Raw genomic sequence first — 14719 nt, 5'->3', positions numbered from 1 at the left:
TTACCCAGAACTTTATTTATTTTTCAGCCAGCCTTCACGGCATAGTGTTATGATCTATAATATGCTCAATGGTACTGACAAATTTCGCATTATCCGCCTGGCTCGCCATACTTCCTGCAAGAAGACCGATTGCTGCAAGAAGGATAAAGCCAGACGCTTTTGCAAGCTTGTACCATGACTTCGGTTTCTCAATTTCAATGGGATGTATCATATTCGAAAGCTCATTGACAAAATTGTTCTCTTCCTGAACAGGATCCTGATCATCCCAGGAATCATCCACAGTTCTGCCAATCTCTTCTAATTCTCTTTCCCATTTATCCATTCCCCGGGATCCGGGAAATTTCACAATTTCTGCTGTCTGTGTATCCTGGCTGTTTTCTTTTTGCAGGCCTTCTTTTTTTACGCGCTGCATAAACCTTTCATAAGCCTTATCAATTTCTTCATCAGAGACTGAAGGCTCATCTGCATGGTCTCCCAGAAGGCTTTTCTCTATCATCTTAGCCTCTCGGAACAGCTCATCTTCCAACAGCTTGTCTACTTCCTCATCCTTTATTTCTTTACTCATTATTTTCTCCCAGATTTTTTTCTTTTCTTGACAATTCCACTGCAAGGGTTCATATTTATTAAATAAAAAATGCTATTCAGGAGGATCCTATGAAACATATTATCCTTACCGGCGGTGGTACTGCCGGACATGTCACCCCGAATATTGCCCTGATTCCTGCTTTAAAGGAAAAAGGTTATGAAATCTCTTACATCGGCTCCTACGATGGTATCGAAAAGAAACTGATCGAGGAGCTTGGAATTCCTTATTACGGAATTGCTTCCGGTAAATTAAGACGCTACTTTGACTGGAAAAACTTTTCAGACCCATTCCGTGTTCTGAAAGGTTATTTTCAGGCAAAAAAACTTATGAAAAAACTGAAACCTGATGTGGTTTTCTCAAAGGGCGGATTCGTTACCGTCCCAGTAGTAATCGCAGCCGGAAAGCGTCACATTCCAGCGATTATTCATGAATCCGACATGACCCCGGGTCTTGCAAACAAGCTGTGTCTTTCTTCAGCTTCAAAAATCTGCTGCAACTTCCCGGAAACAGTAAACAGTCTTCCCAAAGATAAGGCAGTCCTTACCGGAACGCCTATCCGCCAGGAGCTTCTTCACGGAGACAAGGAACGCGCCCGCGCATACTGCGGCTTCACTTCCGAGAAGCCGGTTCTGCTTGTAATCGGCGGCAGTCTCGGTGCTGCTTCTGTAAATGAAAATGTACGGAAAATTCTTCCTGAACTTCTGAAAGAATTCCAGGTTATTCATATTTGTGGTAAGGGAAAAATGGATGAAAGTATCCAAATGACAGGTTATGTGCAGTACGAATATGTACAGGAACAGCTTCCTGACATGTTTGCACTGGCAGATGTAGTGATCTCCCGTGCAGGAGCTAACGCAATCTGTGAACTTGCCGCACTTTCAAAACCAAATCTCCTGATTCCGTTATCTGCAAAGGCAAGCCGCGGTGACCAGATTCTCAATGCCCGTTCCTTCGAACGCCAGGGCTACAGCATGGTTCTTGAAGAAGAGGAAATTACGGAATCCACTCTGATGGAAGCAATCCACAGGCTCTATCTGGATCGTGACAAATATATTTCGGCTATGTCCGCAGGTAAAAATCTGAATTCCATTCAGCATATTGTTGAGTTAATTGAAGAATGTACCCGTTCCTGATTGTTACTGCATACCTCTGCGATCCTGCAGAGGTATGCTTTTTCAGTCAAATTATTCTTTGTCCAGTCTTGCAAGCTCTTCCAAAAGCCATTTCTTGGCTCTGAGGACTCTGTTGTTAACATTGTTTCTTGTATATCCAAACTCCCGTGCAACTTCATCAGTGGAAATGTCAAGCATGACCACCCTCATAAAAATTTCATAATTCACTGGATTCTTCTGATGGAGATTCTCAAATGCCATGGTGATATACTGTGCCTTCTCCATACCGAGCAATGCTGCTTCTGCGCTTTCCACACTTTTATATTGCAGTTCAGACACTTCATTATCAAACATTACTTCCCGCTTCACATAAGATTTTCTGAGATAATCTCTGCCTTTATTGGTTGTTTCCGTGACTACCAGCGAATACAGCTTTCTTTCGCTGGACATATCAAGTCTGTCTTTGATTCTGTAAAAATATAAAAATACTTCCTGTGTAACATCCTCCGCTGTAAAATGACTCTGTACAATTCTGCTTGCAAGTTTAACTGAGACATCATAGTAACGCCTATAAAAAGCTCTGAATTCTTCACTATTCATCTCTCGTACCTTGTCCTGATCAGCAGTTCATTTTTTCCAGAATCTCATTCTTCATTTCGTCAGTTAATGTTCCTGGCTCCCAGGCAATTCCAACCTTGTCGCCCTTATATCTTGGAATCAGATGCATGTGAAAATGAAAGACAGTCTGTCCTGCCTGCTCACCATTGTTCTGAACAATGTTAAAGCCGTCGCAGCCCAGTGCATCTGTCATCTTCGTAGCCATTTTCTTTGCCAGAACCATTGCCTTGGCAGCCATTTCATCTGAAATTTCATAGATGTTGGCAGCATGTGCCTTGGGCAGGATCAGTGCATGTCCCTTGCTTGCCGGGCCCAGATCCAGAATTACTCTGAAATCTTCATCCTCGTATAAGGTTGCTGCTGGAATTTCTCCGTTTGCGATTTTACAAAAAATACAATTTTCCATAGTCTTTTCCTCCCAAAAAAGATATATAAATAATACGTTTGTGAATAGCTAAAATCACATTTTTTATTAAAAAAATTTTATAGTTTTTCGTTGTCGAGTATTGTCGATTTTTTCAGTACGATTTTGTTTGTCATTTTTTTACACTGATGTTACACTTCCCATGAGGTGATCTTATGCAGAACAATACATTAAAGGAACCAGATGAATCCCGTCTGCTTCTTTCCAGATTTTCTCATGAAATCCGCAATCCCATTTCCCTGATCAACAGTGAGCTTCAGATGATCGAGGAAACACATCCAGAGGTTGCATCCTACCGTTACTGGAATGATATTATGGATAATCTGGAATACACAAAAATACTTTTAAACAATCTTTCTGAGTATAATAATGCTGACAGGCTTATGCCCCGCAAAACAGATTTCCACAGGTATCTTTCCTCGCTTATTTCCAGCATCCGTCCCACATGTGAGTATCTGGGAATTGCACTGGATGTTCAGATTCCGGATACACTGCCTGCCATTTTCATTGATCAGGTAAAATTGAAGCAGGCCCTTCTGAATCTGCTGCGAAATGCTTCCGAAGCCGTTTCACTTCCTGGTGGAAAAATATCCTTCCATGTGGTCTTGCAGGAAGGCTATATTCACATTTCCATAAAGGACAATGGATGCGGCATAGCAGGAAATCAGCTAGACCAGATCTTCCAGCCGTTTGTAACCTTTAAGGAAAATGGAACCGGGCTTGGTCTGGCAATCACCAGGCAGATCATACAGGCACATGGCGGAAGCATTCAGGTAGAAAGCACTCCCGGCCAGGGAAGTGAATTTCATATTCTTCTGCCGGAAACTTTTCCCGGATGATATAAAAGAGCTGCCAGTATAAATCCGCAGACCAGTCCGCCTACATGTGCTGCATTATCCACGCCCGTACTTGTAAAGCCAAAATACAGGGAAAATCCTGCCATAATCATCATCTGACGTACAGAAATGTCCTGAATGCGTCCGCGGCTTCGGATCACTACATAGAGCATTGCTCCCATCACCGCAAACACTGCGCCGGATGCGCCGGCTGATACTGCGTATTCAGCCTTTTTGGTCTCCATCAGGAGAGAGAAAATATTGCCGCCAAGACCGCCCAGCAGGTAAACCAGGATAAATTTCACTTTTCCCAACACCGGCTCCAGGCGCTGGCCAAGTACAAACAGAACCAGCATATTATTGGCAATGTGATAGATTCCAAAGTGAAGAAACATGCAGGTAAATAATCTGTATGTCTCGCCCTCTTCCAGAATCAGCGGCGGATATGCCGCTCCGCATGCGATCATATGTACAGTATTCTCACTGCCTCCTGTAAAATCTACAATCACAAATATCAGTATATTCAGAAGTATAAAAAGAACCGTCACAGGTTCTTTTTTTATTTCCTCCAAGCAATCACCCCGATGAAAATTTTTCAGTTTATCATAGCATAAGAACTTGCATTATTACTTTCTGATAATAACGTAAGTATAGCACAATTTCTCTGATACCTCAATATTTTTATGGCAGATTATCCTGGACAAAATGCAGGAAATGTAAGGTTTCTTCATTTATTTCAGAAATACATATCTTGCCTGGGCAAAGTCTACCTCGTCCTGATCCTGAAGGCAGTATTCTTCGGAACTCTTTAGCATTTTTCCGTTTACAGAGGTTCCGTTCCGTGAATTCAGATCTGTAAGATAATATTCTCCATCCCGTTTTCGGATTTTTGCATGAATTCGGCTTACTGTGGGAAGGTCTATGACTGCATCTGCTGCCGTTTCCATTTTTCCGATCACAGTCAGCTCTTCCTGCAGATAAATAGTTGCAAGCTCCCCTGGTTCCCGGCTGACTAAAGTTGCCGGGCCAGTGACAATGTTCGCGGACAAAACTACAGTTTCTCCAAAATTGGTTTTCTGGCTTTTGGAAGTACAGCTGCTGTTTTCTGTGTAGATTTCTTCCTGTTTCTTTCCAGTTTTTTCCTCAGTCCTTTCAGTTCCATATGTTTCATCTTCAGATATTTCCATATGCTTCAGGGACTGTTTTCCACACTTTCTGCTTTCCTTTGGCATTGGGGTTTCCTGATTTTCGGATATTTTTTGACCTTTTTTCTTCAACAGCGACAAAATCCAGACATACAGCATACCAATGCCCATAGCCACTATCACACATCCAAGCACGGCTGTCACAGAAATTCTGGGCAGATATCCCAGTGTTTCCGCAATAATCACCAGCAATGCCACGGCCGCAACCGAAAGACACCAGATAAAGATTCCTTTCTCCTGGGATTTTCCGGACTTTCTGCTTTCTTTGGCAGGTTCCTCCTGCCACATAACCTCTTCCGGATTTATATTTATTTCTTCTTGCTCCGTCTTCCCGTTTGGTCTGGCTGAAAAGTCAGTACCGGGGTGCGCAGCAGCAACATCCATAAAGCCCGTGTCTGTTCCCTCTTTGTCCGTCTTTTGCCGGGAAGCTGCATTTATGGCCGAGTCTGTTTTGGCAGTCTCAGAACGTTCCTGGTATAATTCCTGTTTAATGTGTTCCAGATGAAAGCTGTCCTCCAGCGCTCTTCTGTATATTCCGTATCCCAGCATTACAGCCCTGGAATCCTCATGATCAAGCAGCGGAAGAATATATTCTGTCAGCTCCTGAAATTCCTGCCGCACATCCTGGTCGTAACCCGGCAAATAACAGAAATACAGCTGTCTTTTCTCCACATCCACATACATATATTCCGGCTTTAGCAACAGCCTGGACGGATTCAGCAAATACTCCGCCATCTCCTCCATGACCTGCACAAAACCGCCAAGGATCATCTGAAGGTCCTCATATCCAATCTTCTTTTCCTCATATAACGAAAGTACAGACTGTTTCGAAGTAATGTCGAAGCAGACCATAAACTGTCCGTCCACGCCCTGCACCCTGCACTTTAAAACGGACGGAATGGTATTTCCCACCAGCATTCTCATCTGATAGGAGGAAGTGTCTGGCTCTTCTTCCTCGTACAGCACCAGATAATTCCCACTCAGGTCTCTTTTATATTCCGCTTTCATTTTTGCTTATTCCCCCTTTATACTTTCTGATGCACTTTTCACTTTGCGAATCCAGGACACAGGATCTATCACTTTCACAGCTTCCTGAACCTTCAGATGACTGCGAAATCCTCCATAAACGGAAAACGTATCCAAATCATACGTGACCTGTACCTTTTTGCCCTCCTCCGCCTGCACCTTCAGATTTTCACTCCCAAAAAAGCCTGTATCCCCAAGCTCATTTCCTTTTTTCAGCGCCGCTTCCCGGCTGTTTCCGTCTGGAACTGCTGCTTCCATACTTCCTGAAAGAGCAGCCTCGTATGCAGCAGCTGTAAGCCACGCCCTGTTATGTACATAAAAAAACAAATATAGCACCGTCATAATTACCAGCAGGATCACAGGCATTAAAAGTGCCGTTTCTATTGCCATGCTTCCCTTTCTCAACTGCTTTTTCAATAAATCAGTCCTCCTATATATCCAAGCAAAAGAAACGGAACAAAGGGAATCTCGGTCTTTCTTCCAGTGCGCGGCAATATGAGCAGAATGATTCCCCACACACCGCAGCACAAAAGCCCCATCATAAATACACCCAGCAGTTCTCCAAAGGTGAGCACGGTTCCAAGAGCTGCCAGAACCAGTCCGTCTCCCATTCCCACTGCTCCTTTTGAAACTACACTCAGCGCGATCAGTGCAGTGCCAAATCCTACGGCCCCAATCCACTCCCAGAATATAGTTCCGTGCCAGAGCGCATTTATGATTCCAATCACAGCAAATATTCCGGTTGCAAGCAGAGAAACCTCCCTTTTTCGGATATCCTTCCAGCTGTTTATTCCCAGAAACGCAAGCACAAAAATCTGTTCCACTTTCATCCCCTCCATGTTTTTCGTTTCTTTCACAAACATGCAGCACAGTACCTTATCCGCATCTTTTGCAGACAGACAGGTTCGCTGCTTTTGACTCTTTTACCAGACGCACCGTTCTTTTCAGTCCGCTGCAGGTTCTGTCATTGTGAAAACGGTTCCCGGATTTGGTAATGTAAACATAGCTTCCCGGCTTCTGGCCTTTGCTGCAGCTTTCGCAGGCATAATATTTCTCTCCGGAATCATTTCTCTTAGAGGAAACCTCTGACCCTGAAATCCGGGAAACCGACAGCTTCAAATGACTGCAGTCCAGGCTCTTGTGGTATACCGTTCCGGAAGCTGTCACATAGACCATTTTCTCCGGGCTTTCGTTTGGATCACTGGTCTCCTCCCAGCTGGCTCCTGTCCACGCATGGACTTTTACGGAATTGTAATTCCATTTGGCTGGGAGCGGTATGATTCCTGCCACAGGCTTATAGGAATAGACATCCGGAAGCGTAATCTCTTCTGTTCCTCCGCTTACTGCATAGGCGTACATTCCTGCATCCTTGGCATTCTGGCACAGCTTGCTCAGATGCTCTGTCTGAAGCTTGTATAAATCCATAAAAGAAATCATAGTTACCATTGTCAGGAAAAACAGAGGCAGTACCATTGCCGCCTCTACAGTAAGACTGGCTTTCTTTAGCTTTGTACTTAAGTTTTTCAAAAAGGCGCACAAAGACGCTTTGCCGAAAGGGTTCCGCACCAAAGCCGGGGATGCTTTTGCGAAATGGTTTCCCAGAGAACTATTCCTTCTTGTTCTTCGCTCTTTCAGAGTCTGTATATCTTTTTGCATAATCTCATCCAATATTCCCATCTCCTTTTCGGAAAAGCATCTCTCTGCGCCTTTTTCTTTATTTTTAAATATAGTGGTATGCTCTCGTAACCGTAAACGTTTTCCGCTTATTTGCTTTTACATCAGCAGACACTTCCATTGCTGTAATGCAGTGATCCAGCTGAAACCAGTTCCAGTTCTTCGCTTCCTGAACAGAAGTTTCCACCATATCCATGCCGCCATCTATTTTCTTTGCCTTGGAACAGGAAAACAGAAAAACCTGCAGGTAATCTTCGTACGATACTCCTGTCTCATCCGTCCTTCTTATGGTGTCCAGGCTGTCGAACAATGCAGGAAGATTCTGCAGGGACAGCTGCCAGTTTACAGCATTTTTTACAAGAGGGACTTTTCCTCCGTCAAAAAGCTCCCGGACATCCAATATACTTTCCGCAAAAGCCCAGCATAAGATCAGTGCACTTTTGATCACGCCAGCTGCCGGAGGGATAAGAAAACTGGCTGCTATAGCCGCTGCGACAGATGTCACCTGTGCCACTTTCACAGGGTCCGCCATAAGGCCTGCCACATTGATTCCTTCTCTCACACGCAAAAGCTTGTTCGCAACTGTTTTTAAATTGGCTTCATCATTGTCCTTTCCGGCAATTATATATTCGATCTGATAATCCAGGTCACCATTTCCCGGATTTATAAAATTCCCCAGCTTTTCCATCAGGTATTGCTGGTACAGCGCCTGGGACGTAATCGAGCAGTCTGCTTTGACTGAGTCTTCCATAGCAAATCCAGCTTCCAGGTTTCGCCCGGAAACCAGCTTCTCCTTGTCTGCCTTCTTATCTGAAATTGCCTTCCATGGAGATATTACCAGATCAAGGATCCCCATTTTCCGAATGCGGCGGATTGCAGGAATTGGATTATCAACCGGCTCAGGCTCATATCTTTCACCAGTACCAGAGGACGAAGTTCCATCCGAAAAGCCGCTTGAATCCACTGTACCCTGTTCATTATTCGTCATTTCGTCAAGCTTCGCCTGGCTTTTCTCCTGGGCCGAATTCATTTCAGATTCATAGCTTTCAATTGTCCCTTTGTCTTCCAGTTCATTTCCTTTCTTCTCCGCTTCGGTTGTTTTTCTTTCCGTATTCCGGATCTTGTTTAAAAGAAGAGCTGCCCCGTGGCTTCCGAGAGTTTCTTTCATATACTGAACCGCTTGCTGGTAAAAGACCTCACCATCTGCATCTGTCATCAGAAGATAACCGGATATACCGCCCTGCTGCACTGACAATTTCTGACTATTCTGATCCATCACAGGCTCCATATAAGATTCCAGATTATCATACACAGCTGCCAGATTCATTTCCTTTCCCCCGTAAGCCCCATCAACAGCAAACAGGTCATAGTCCTTTAAAAGGTACTTGTTGTATTGTCCAAACAAAGAATATAGTCCAACATCCATACCGTTTAATATTTGTGTTCTTGCCGCTGCCATTCTTACTGACTCGAGTCCTGAGCTCAGTAAAGACAAAATAAGGCCAAGCGTTAGTGCCAGAAAAACTGTAATACTTCCTCTCTTTACCATGGAGCACCTCTCCTTTTTTACTTCATTTTGTTACTGCGGGTTGCTTTAAATCGAGTTGCTTTGTTTGGTGATCTTTGACAGAATATTTTCTACAAGACTGGTAAGCTGGTCTTTAAAGATCATGACCAGACCAATAAGAACTACAAGAATCAGAATAATCTCAACCACACCTACAGCATCTTCCTCCTGCAAAAAATCTTTCGCAAATTCCCGAAGCTTTCTCATCCCTTCACCTCCCTCTGCCTGTAAAATTTCTTTGGGACTGCTTCGGATAAAGTCCGGTGCTTAAGTCCCTCAGATCGGATTTATCCATAAAAGGACAGACAGGCCGGAAGCATGATAATTGCCATTACCACACCAAGCATCAGAACCATGGGGAGCAGAAGCTTTGTTGTCGCTGCTTCTCCAAGAACTTTCGCCTTTCTTTTCCTGTCATCCCAGGCTTCCACAGATTCCTTTTCCAGCATTTCTCCCATCTGGCGGCTGCCTTTCTGGAGATTCTGGATCAAAAGCGTTGCAAAGGTTTTATACTTTACGTGTCCGCAGCGTTCTCCAAAGCGTCTGTAGGCTTCCATTTCGGAAATCCCGCTTTCCATTTCATTGCATGCGGTCACAAGCTCCTCGTACGCTGCTCTTTTTTCATTTTTGCGTTTATAATCTACCGTCATTTTGCGGAATGCATTTCTGACTGTCATACCTGCCTGTACCAGCAGGGTAAATTTCATGATCAGTCCTGGATAATCCATCATCAGTTCCTCATATCTTTTTGCCCTTGCACTCTGCTCTTCCCTGGCAGTCATGACAATGATAGCAAAAGCTGCCGCCATAGTCATAGCTGCAAGAAGATTTCCGGTATTATCGTAAGGAGTTTTCCATTCCAGATTTTTGCCATTCCAGCTGGACGGCAGGTAATAGTAATCTGGATCTGACTTCTGGCTGTTGTATTTCGCAATAAAATCCAGAAGCTTTTTTTCCAGTTTTCCTTCCTCTGTCAGCACTTCCTGCTGCTGGGAATCTTCCTCTTCCATTTCTTTTTCTGGGATTTGAACGTAGATACTGCCTGTTTCTTCTCCTTCCATGGATACCATGAATTTCTTTTCATAAGAATTTTCCTCCTTTTTCAGTTCATAACCATCCTGATAAATTTCTCCGCCGCCTTTGGTACAGGTCATGGCAAGTCCCATTATATTTCCAGTCAATGCAACTGCCAAAAACAGCTTTCTTCCCTTTTGTGTTCCGATTTGTTCCACATGCAGCCATCCAAGCCTGCTTCCTGTCGCAAGGAGAAATAATATAACAAAAATGACAATATGGAGCCACATCCGCTACACCTCGATTTCCACAATTCTCTTGCCCATCCAATACGCAGTTCCATATACAGCCAGGCAAACAGACATGGCGCCAATGCCAAAGGGATTGCCGTAAAGCATATCCAGAAATCCCGGAGATGCCAGCTGAAGATAAAGAATAATTCCTGCCGGCATAAGGCTCATGATCATCTGCTCGGATTTTTTTGCTGCCAGAGTGGATTCGATTTCTTTTTTCACATCAATCTTATCTCCCAGCATACGGGCTACCTTTTGAATGACATTTCCAAGATCACCGCCGCTTCTTTTGGCTGTGTACAAAATAGAAGCAAAATTCTCAATGTCCTCTACCCTGCATCTTTTTCCAAGGTCCAGGAACAGGTCTTCCACCGGAACGCTTACCTTCTGCTGATTTTCTATGTATCGGAATTCGCGCACAATGTCCGCATTTTTCTCATATAACTGCTCCAGATCCCGAACACATGCAGAAACCGCATTTTCTACCGAATAGCCTGCCTGCACTGCCACGCTCATAGAATTTAAGGCATCCCGGAACTGGTAATTCAACCGGCGCTTTCTCTCCCGGATCAGCTGTTTCTTTTTCCATTTCAGATAAAGGACTGGAAGAGGAACTGCCAGAAGCAGCATCCATATATTTTTATAAAACAGATAATCCACCACTAGGCAAAGAATAACACACTCAGACACATATCTGATGATTTCCTTTACCGAATACTGATACTTTTCATAATCCGTGTTTTTACCGTTCATAGTTTCACCCCCGCACGTTCCAGTTTTTCCCGGTGCATCAAAGGCTCCATCTTTACAAGACCTTTTTCTTCCTGCCACTGATATAAGGGCTGGATCTTGATCTCGCCATCTTCATAGCCGCACACCTCCGAGATTTCCAGAAGCTTTCGGGAGCGGTCCCGCATACGTCCCAAATGAATCAAAATGTCCACCCCTGATGCAATCTGCCTGCGCACTGCCTGTAAGGGAAGATCCAGTTCCGCCATCAAAGTCATGATTTCCAGTCTTGCCAGCATATCCCTGCTGCTGTTTGCATGAGCCGTTCCAAGGCTTCCCTCATGTCCGGTGTTTAGCGCCTGCAGCATGTCCATAGCTTCTCCGCCTCTGACCTCTCCAACAATGATCCGGTCCGGACGCATTCGCAGTGCAGAGCGGATCAGATCCCGGATGCTGACAGCCGGTGCACCGTTGACGGTGGCTGCTCTTGCCTCAAGGCGGACCAGATTTGCAATTCCCTGGATTTTCAGTTCTGCATTGTCCTCAATGGTGATAATCCGTTCATCCCTGGGAATATATTCAGACAGTGCACCGAGGAAGGTGGTCTTGCCGCTTCCGGTACCGCCGCCAATCACAATCGAGTAACGGGCCTTTACCAGCTTCTCCAGAAATTCGGCGCATTCAGGTGTCACGCTTCCCAACTCGATCAGCTTCTCCATGGTGATGGGCTTGTCTGGAAAACGACGTATGGTGAGTATAGGACCGTTTAATGCTACCGGATAAATAACCACATTGACACGCGCTCCGGTCTCCAGCCTTGCATCCACAATGGGACTGGATTCATTGACAATACGGTTGCATTTGCCTACGATCTGCTGGATCACATCCTCCAGTTTTTCCTGGTCCGTAAAAGACTTCGGCCATTTGGTAAGCCTGCCTTTTCGCTCCACAAAAATGGAATCCGGACCATTAACCATGATTTCCGTCACAGTCTCATCCTCGATCAGTTCCTGCAGTACATCTAGCTTCCGCACAGAATAGAAAAGTTCCTGGCGAAGCTGAACCTTCTCCTTCAGGCTTACGCCCGATTCCCGCAGACTGTCCAGAATCAGTTCGTCAATGGTCTCCAGGATTTCCTGATCGGTAAGTTCCTGGCAAACATCCAGTTTTTCCATCAGCATCTGTCTCAGTTTTCGAAATGTTTCCTGACTCATTCTCTTTCCTTTCTCAGAATCTCCCTGACATAATCTCCAAGTTCACTCCACAGAAGTCCCTCAATATAATTCTCCGGAGCTGCATTACCCCCGTGAAAGGGCAGATGCATCTTTGTAGTTCTGGCGAGAATCTGAGGATAATCCCAGATTCTCACCAGGTTCTCAAACTGGGAAATCTTGGATACGGATACCGGATCAGTCAGAACCGGCATATAAATTCTTTTACACATATCCAGCATTTGAAAAATACCGTCAATGGCTCCGCCTATATCCAGAATCACCACCTCATAGCTGCTGTGGCTGACAATTTCCTTTATCAGATTTTCCCAGTCTTCCCACTCCGTTCCCCGTATGTCCTCCGGCGTGCGCACAGGCGGTATGTAATCCAGATTATTCACTGTCTGTATCATTCCGTTCATTTTATAGATCAGATTGCCGTTCTCCTGCCGCACGAAATAAAGAAGATCGCTCAGGTTCTGGGAAAAGCCTTTTCCCATCAGCTCCTCAAAGCCTGCGTATTCTTCAAGGTTCAGGTACAAAACCGCCTTCTCCTTCGCCAGGATCTGTCCCAGTGTCAGCGCAAATGAAGTCTTGAGACAGCGCCCCACCGGGGAATAGATCCCATATATCACCGTAGTCTTCTTCAATACCGGAAAAGCAACTGGCGTCACTGCTTTCTCTGCTCCGTAGCATGCCATTACTTCCCTTACCACATCTGATGATGCCTGATACTTGTATACACTTGGATATCGGTCCAGTTCTGGCGGGTGCACTCCCTCCGAAAGTATAACAATCTTACCAATTTCCAACTCCTGCACCTGACGGCACATTGCCTTCTGGGAAATCAGCAGCAACTCAATATGAATGTTTTTCCCGTAGGCGATCAGACTCTCCACTGTGGTAAATGCCTGAATCTCAAATGGTATGTTTTTCTTCTGATTGAGATAATCCATAAAGTTCAGGGCATAGTCTACTTCAAGGTCACAGACTGCAAAAATGTTCTTTTTCAATAGACACCTCCTGCATAAAGCAATGCACTTAGAAATATGGGAACTGTAAAGTGAAAATTCTCCAGCGGCATGCCGCTTTTACCATAGGGTTTTCTTTTTCCTGTTTTGAAAAAATCGCTGACATAGCAGAATAAATATTGGATTCTCTGGCAAAGGATGCCGCCAGAGATCATAAGAGCCGCTGAAATTACAGCGCCGATCAGAAAGGAATACGCAATGCATCTAAGAATTGTCCCCGGTCCCAGTACGCTTCCCATAACACAGAAAAGCTTGATGTCGCCAGCGCCCAGCATTCTGAATAGAAACAGCCAGCCAAGTACCAGAAAGGGGGTGCATGCTCCGAAGCTCCAGGCTATGAACCCGCCCGTTCCTCTCTCCATAAGCTGCACGGTCAGGCTGATAACCAGACAGAACAAAAGCCACGCATTATCTACTTTCGCCCGCTGGATATCCATCACCACCGCACCTCCTGCGGCAATGGCAGGAAAAATCATATAAAAAAGCATAGATGGATTTCTCCCTTCTTTCCTGTCAGTTTTCTTCTCAACTACAGAAGGGTCCTCTTTGGTATTTCCGGTTCGTAATTGTAATCTTTCATCTTCAGTAGAATAGGGAATAGTCGGTCTGATCAGACGACTTTCGATACCAGATGACTTCTGGTGAGTCTTATTATAGGGGCTGGTTTTGTATTTGTCCAGTCCTTTTTTCCAAAATTTTATAAAAAAACTATAAATTCATTTTTAAAAGGAGTATACTGGTTTCGGGAGGTATTATTATGACAATAATGACATGTTTTGGGGATAGTATTACAGACTGCGGTCATTGCTTTTCCCCCGATTTTCTTGGAGATGGATATGTAAAGATGCTGGCAGGACGTTTTCACCGGGAGGGCTATGAGATCCAGATGCGCAACTGCGGAACAGATGGATTTACTGTGCAGAGACTGCTTCAGCGGGTAAAAACAGACAGTACAATTATTGGCAATCTTGCAGCCGTTTTGATTGGAATAAATGATATTGGAATGATGATGAACACAGACCGCACGCCTGCCCAGCAGGAAGAAATGATGGGTTCTTTTCAGGAACATTATCTTGAACTTTTAACAATATTGACAAAATCCAGTTGCAGCGTCATTCTTATGGAACCTTTTGTTTTTTCCTGTCCTGCTTTTTATGAGAACTGGAAGCCTCTTCTTCAGAAAATGAGCCAGATCATCCGAACGCTTTCCATACAGTTCCGCCTTCCGTTTCTTTCTCTGCAAAAGGAGCTGGACGAAGAAGTGCGCAGATATGGATATTCCGCCATCACCACAGACGGAGTTCATCTTACCCGCCAGGGCCAGCAGTTCCTTGCTGACCGTCTTTACAGTTGCATTGCAGAGCACAATTATGTATAATTACCATCATAAATA

At 44.6% G+C, this 14719-nt stretch carries 18 protein-coding genes; 3 read left to right on the top strand and 15 right to left on the bottom strand.

Features of this window, described 5'->3' with window-relative positions; genetic code table 11:
- Positions 1-34: 34 nt before the first annotated feature.
- Positions 35-565 carry a hypothetical protein gene (locus tag H8S54_RS07880; protein WP_021925964.1) on the bottom strand — a complete coding sequence of 177 codons (531 nt, stop codon included), beginning with the start codon at positions 563-565 and terminating at the stop codon, positions 35-37.
- Positions 566-654: 89 nt separating this feature from the next.
- On the opposite strand from H8S54_RS07880, the gene H8S54_RS07875 reads away from it, so the two are divergent.
- Positions 655-1719, top strand: coding sequence for an undecaprenyldiphospho-muramoylpentapeptide beta-N-acetylglucosaminyltransferase (locus H8S54_RS07875; RefSeq protein ID WP_021925963.1), 1065 nt, complete (start codon positions 655-657; stop codon positions 1717-1719).
- A gap of 51 nt (positions 1720-1770) precedes the next feature.
- Here the strand turns inward: H8S54_RS07875 and H8S54_RS07870 are convergent, their stop codons facing one another.
- Positions 1771-2298, bottom strand: coding sequence for an RNA polymerase sigma factor (locus H8S54_RS07870; protein WP_021925962.1), 528 nt, complete (start codon positions 2296-2298; stop codon positions 1771-1773).
- Between the two features lie 19 nt (positions 2299-2317).
- Positions 2318-2722 carry an HIT family protein gene (locus H8S54_RS07865; protein WP_021925961.1) on the bottom strand — a complete coding sequence of 135 codons (405 nt, stop codon included), beginning with the start codon at positions 2720-2722 and terminating at the stop codon, positions 2318-2320.
- Between the two features lie 173 nt (positions 2723-2895).
- Here H8S54_RS07865 and H8S54_RS07860 point away from each other — a divergent pair, with 173 nt between their 5' ends.
- Positions 2896-3579: a sensor histidine kinase gene (locus H8S54_RS07860; RefSeq protein ID WP_021925960.1), complete on the top strand. Its 684-nt coding sequence runs from the start codon at positions 2896-2898 to the stop codon at positions 3577-3579.
- On the opposite strand, the gene H8S54_RS07855 is transcribed toward H8S54_RS07860, so the two are convergent.
- The 12 genes from H8S54_RS07855 to H8S54_RS07800 all read right to left on the bottom strand — a co-directional run bounded on the left by H8S54_RS07855 (position 3546) and on the right by H8S54_RS07800 (position 13814).
- The gene (locus H8S54_RS07855) at positions 3546-4148 is read right to left on the bottom strand and encodes a rhomboid family intramembrane serine protease (RefSeq protein ID WP_021925959.1); all 603 of its coding nucleotides are present in this window, start codon (positions 4146-4148) and stop codon (positions 3546-3548) included. The genes H8S54_RS07860 and H8S54_RS07855 overlap by 34 nt on opposite strands.
- Positions 4149-4307: 159 nt before the next feature.
- Positions 4308-5789, bottom strand: coding sequence for a DUF6382 domain-containing protein (locus H8S54_RS07850; protein ID WP_186901223.1), 1482 nt, complete (start codon positions 5787-5789; stop codon positions 4308-4310).
- A gap of 6 nt (positions 5790-5795) precedes the next feature.
- Positions 5796-6224: a TadE/TadG family type IV pilus assembly protein gene (locus tag H8S54_RS07845; RefSeq protein ID WP_243176711.1), complete on the bottom strand. Its 429-nt coding sequence runs from the start codon at positions 6222-6224 to the stop codon at positions 5796-5798.
- Complete coding sequence (locus H8S54_RS07840; protein ID WP_186901222.1) at positions 6221-6631, bottom strand: prepilin peptidase; 411 nt, start codon at positions 6629-6631, stop codon at positions 6221-6223. The genes H8S54_RS07845 and H8S54_RS07840 overlap by 4 nt, the downstream gene beginning before the upstream one ends.
- A gap of 52 nt (positions 6632-6683) precedes the next feature.
- The gene (locus H8S54_RS07835; RefSeq protein ID WP_117854582.1) at positions 6684-7484 is read right to left on the bottom strand and encodes a hypothetical protein; all 801 of its coding nucleotides are present in this window, start codon (positions 7482-7484) and stop codon (positions 6684-6686) included.
- Positions 7485-7527: 43 nt separating this feature from the next.
- Positions 7528-8940 carry a DUF5702 domain-containing protein gene (locus H8S54_RS07830; RefSeq protein WP_243176707.1) on the bottom strand — a complete coding sequence of 471 codons (1413 nt, stop codon included), beginning with the start codon at positions 8938-8940 and terminating at the stop codon, positions 7528-7530.
- Positions 8941-9075: 135 nt separating this feature from the next.
- The gene (locus H8S54_RS07825; RefSeq protein WP_021925952.1) at positions 9076-9255 is read right to left on the bottom strand and encodes a Flp1 family type IVb pilin; all 180 of its coding nucleotides are present in this window, start codon (positions 9253-9255) and stop codon (positions 9076-9078) included.
- A gap of 80 nt (positions 9256-9335) precedes the next feature.
- Entirely contained in the window at positions 9336-10280 is a 945-nt protein-coding gene (locus H8S54_RS07820) for a type II secretion system F family protein (protein WP_330600138.1), read from the bottom strand.
- 75 nt (positions 10281-10355) lie between these two features.
- A complete protein-coding gene (locus H8S54_RS07815; protein WP_021925950.1) occupies positions 10356-11108 on the bottom strand; it encodes a type II secretion system F family protein in 753 nt (250 codons plus the stop codon).
- The gene (locus tag H8S54_RS07810) at positions 11105-12298 is read right to left on the bottom strand and encodes a CpaF family protein (RefSeq protein WP_021925949.1); all 1194 of its coding nucleotides are present in this window, start codon (positions 12296-12298) and stop codon (positions 11105-11107) included. The genes H8S54_RS07815 and H8S54_RS07810 overlap by 4 nt, the downstream gene beginning before the upstream one ends.
- A complete protein-coding gene (locus tag H8S54_RS07805; RefSeq protein WP_021925948.1) occupies positions 12295-13308 on the bottom strand; it encodes a P-loop NTPase family protein in 1014 nt (337 codons plus the stop codon). Before H8S54_RS07805 ends, H8S54_RS07810 begins: the two co-directional genes overlap by 4 nt.
- Entirely contained in the window at positions 13305-13814 is a 510-nt protein-coding gene (locus H8S54_RS07800) for a prepilin peptidase (protein WP_021925947.1), read from the bottom strand. The genes H8S54_RS07805 and H8S54_RS07800 overlap by 4 nt, the downstream gene beginning before the upstream one ends.
- Before the next feature lie 269 nt (positions 13815-14083).
- Here H8S54_RS07800 and H8S54_RS07795 point away from each other — a divergent pair, with 269 nt between their 5' ends.
- Complete coding sequence (locus H8S54_RS07795; RefSeq protein WP_117854585.1) at positions 14084-14704, top strand: SGNH/GDSL hydrolase family protein; 621 nt, start codon at positions 14084-14086, stop codon at positions 14702-14704.
- The last annotated feature ends 15 nt before the right edge of the window (positions 14705-14719 follow it).

The sequence above is a fragment of the Blautia segnis genome (assembly GCF_014287535.1).
GTDB lineage: Bacteria > Bacillota > Clostridia > Lachnospirales > Lachnospiraceae > Blautia_A > Blautia_A acetigignens.
Note: the sequence above shows the minus strand (reverse complement) of the source record. Positions and strands in the feature narration are given on the sequence as shown.

Coding starts and splice junctions, on each gene's coding strand:
- H8S54_RS07880 (WP_021925964.1), bottom strand. CDS start 565: ATGAGTAAAGAAATAAAGGATGAGGAAGTAGACAAGCTGTTGGAAGAT.
- H8S54_RS07875 (WP_021925963.1), top strand. CDS start 655: ATGAAACATATTATCCTTACCGGCGGTGGTACTGCCGGACATGTCACC.
- H8S54_RS07870 (WP_021925962.1), bottom strand. CDS start 2,298: ATGAATAGTGAAGAATTCAGAGCTTTTTATAGGCGTTACTATGATGTC.
- H8S54_RS07865 (WP_021925961.1), bottom strand. CDS start 2,722: ATGGAAAATTGTATTTTTTGTAAAATCGCAAACGGAGAAATTCCAGCA.
- H8S54_RS07860 (WP_021925960.1), top strand. CDS start 2,896: ATGCAGAACAATACATTAAAGGAACCAGATGAATCCCGTCTGCTTCTT.
- H8S54_RS07850 (WP_186901223.1), bottom strand. CDS start 5,789: ATGAAAGCGGAATATAAAAGAGACCTGAGTGGGAATTATCTGGTGCTG.
- H8S54_RS07835 (WP_117854582.1), bottom strand. CDS start 7,484: ATGGGAATATTGGATGAGATTATGCAAAAAGATATACAGACTCTGAAA.
- H8S54_RS07830 (WP_243176707.1), bottom strand. CDS start 8,940: ATGGCAGCGGCAAGAACACAAATATTAAACGGTATGGATGTTGGACTA.
- H8S54_RS07825 (WP_021925952.1), bottom strand. CDS start 9,255: ATGAGAAAGCTTCGGGAATTTGCGAAAGATTTTTTGCAGGAGGAAGAT.
- H8S54_RS07815 (WP_021925950.1), bottom strand. CDS start 11,108: ATGAACGGTAAAAACACGGATTATGAAAAGTATCAGTATTCGGTAAAG.
- H8S54_RS07810 (WP_021925949.1), bottom strand. CDS start 12,298: ATGAGTCAGGAAACATTTCGAAAACTGAGACAGATGCTGATGGAAAAA.
- H8S54_RS07800 (WP_021925947.1), bottom strand. CDS start 13,814: ATGCTTTTTTATATGATTTTTCCTGCCATTGCCGCAGGAGGTGCGGTG.
- H8S54_RS07795 (WP_117854585.1), top strand. CDS start 14,084: ATGACAATAATGACATGTTTTGGGGATAGTATTACAGACTGCGGTCAT.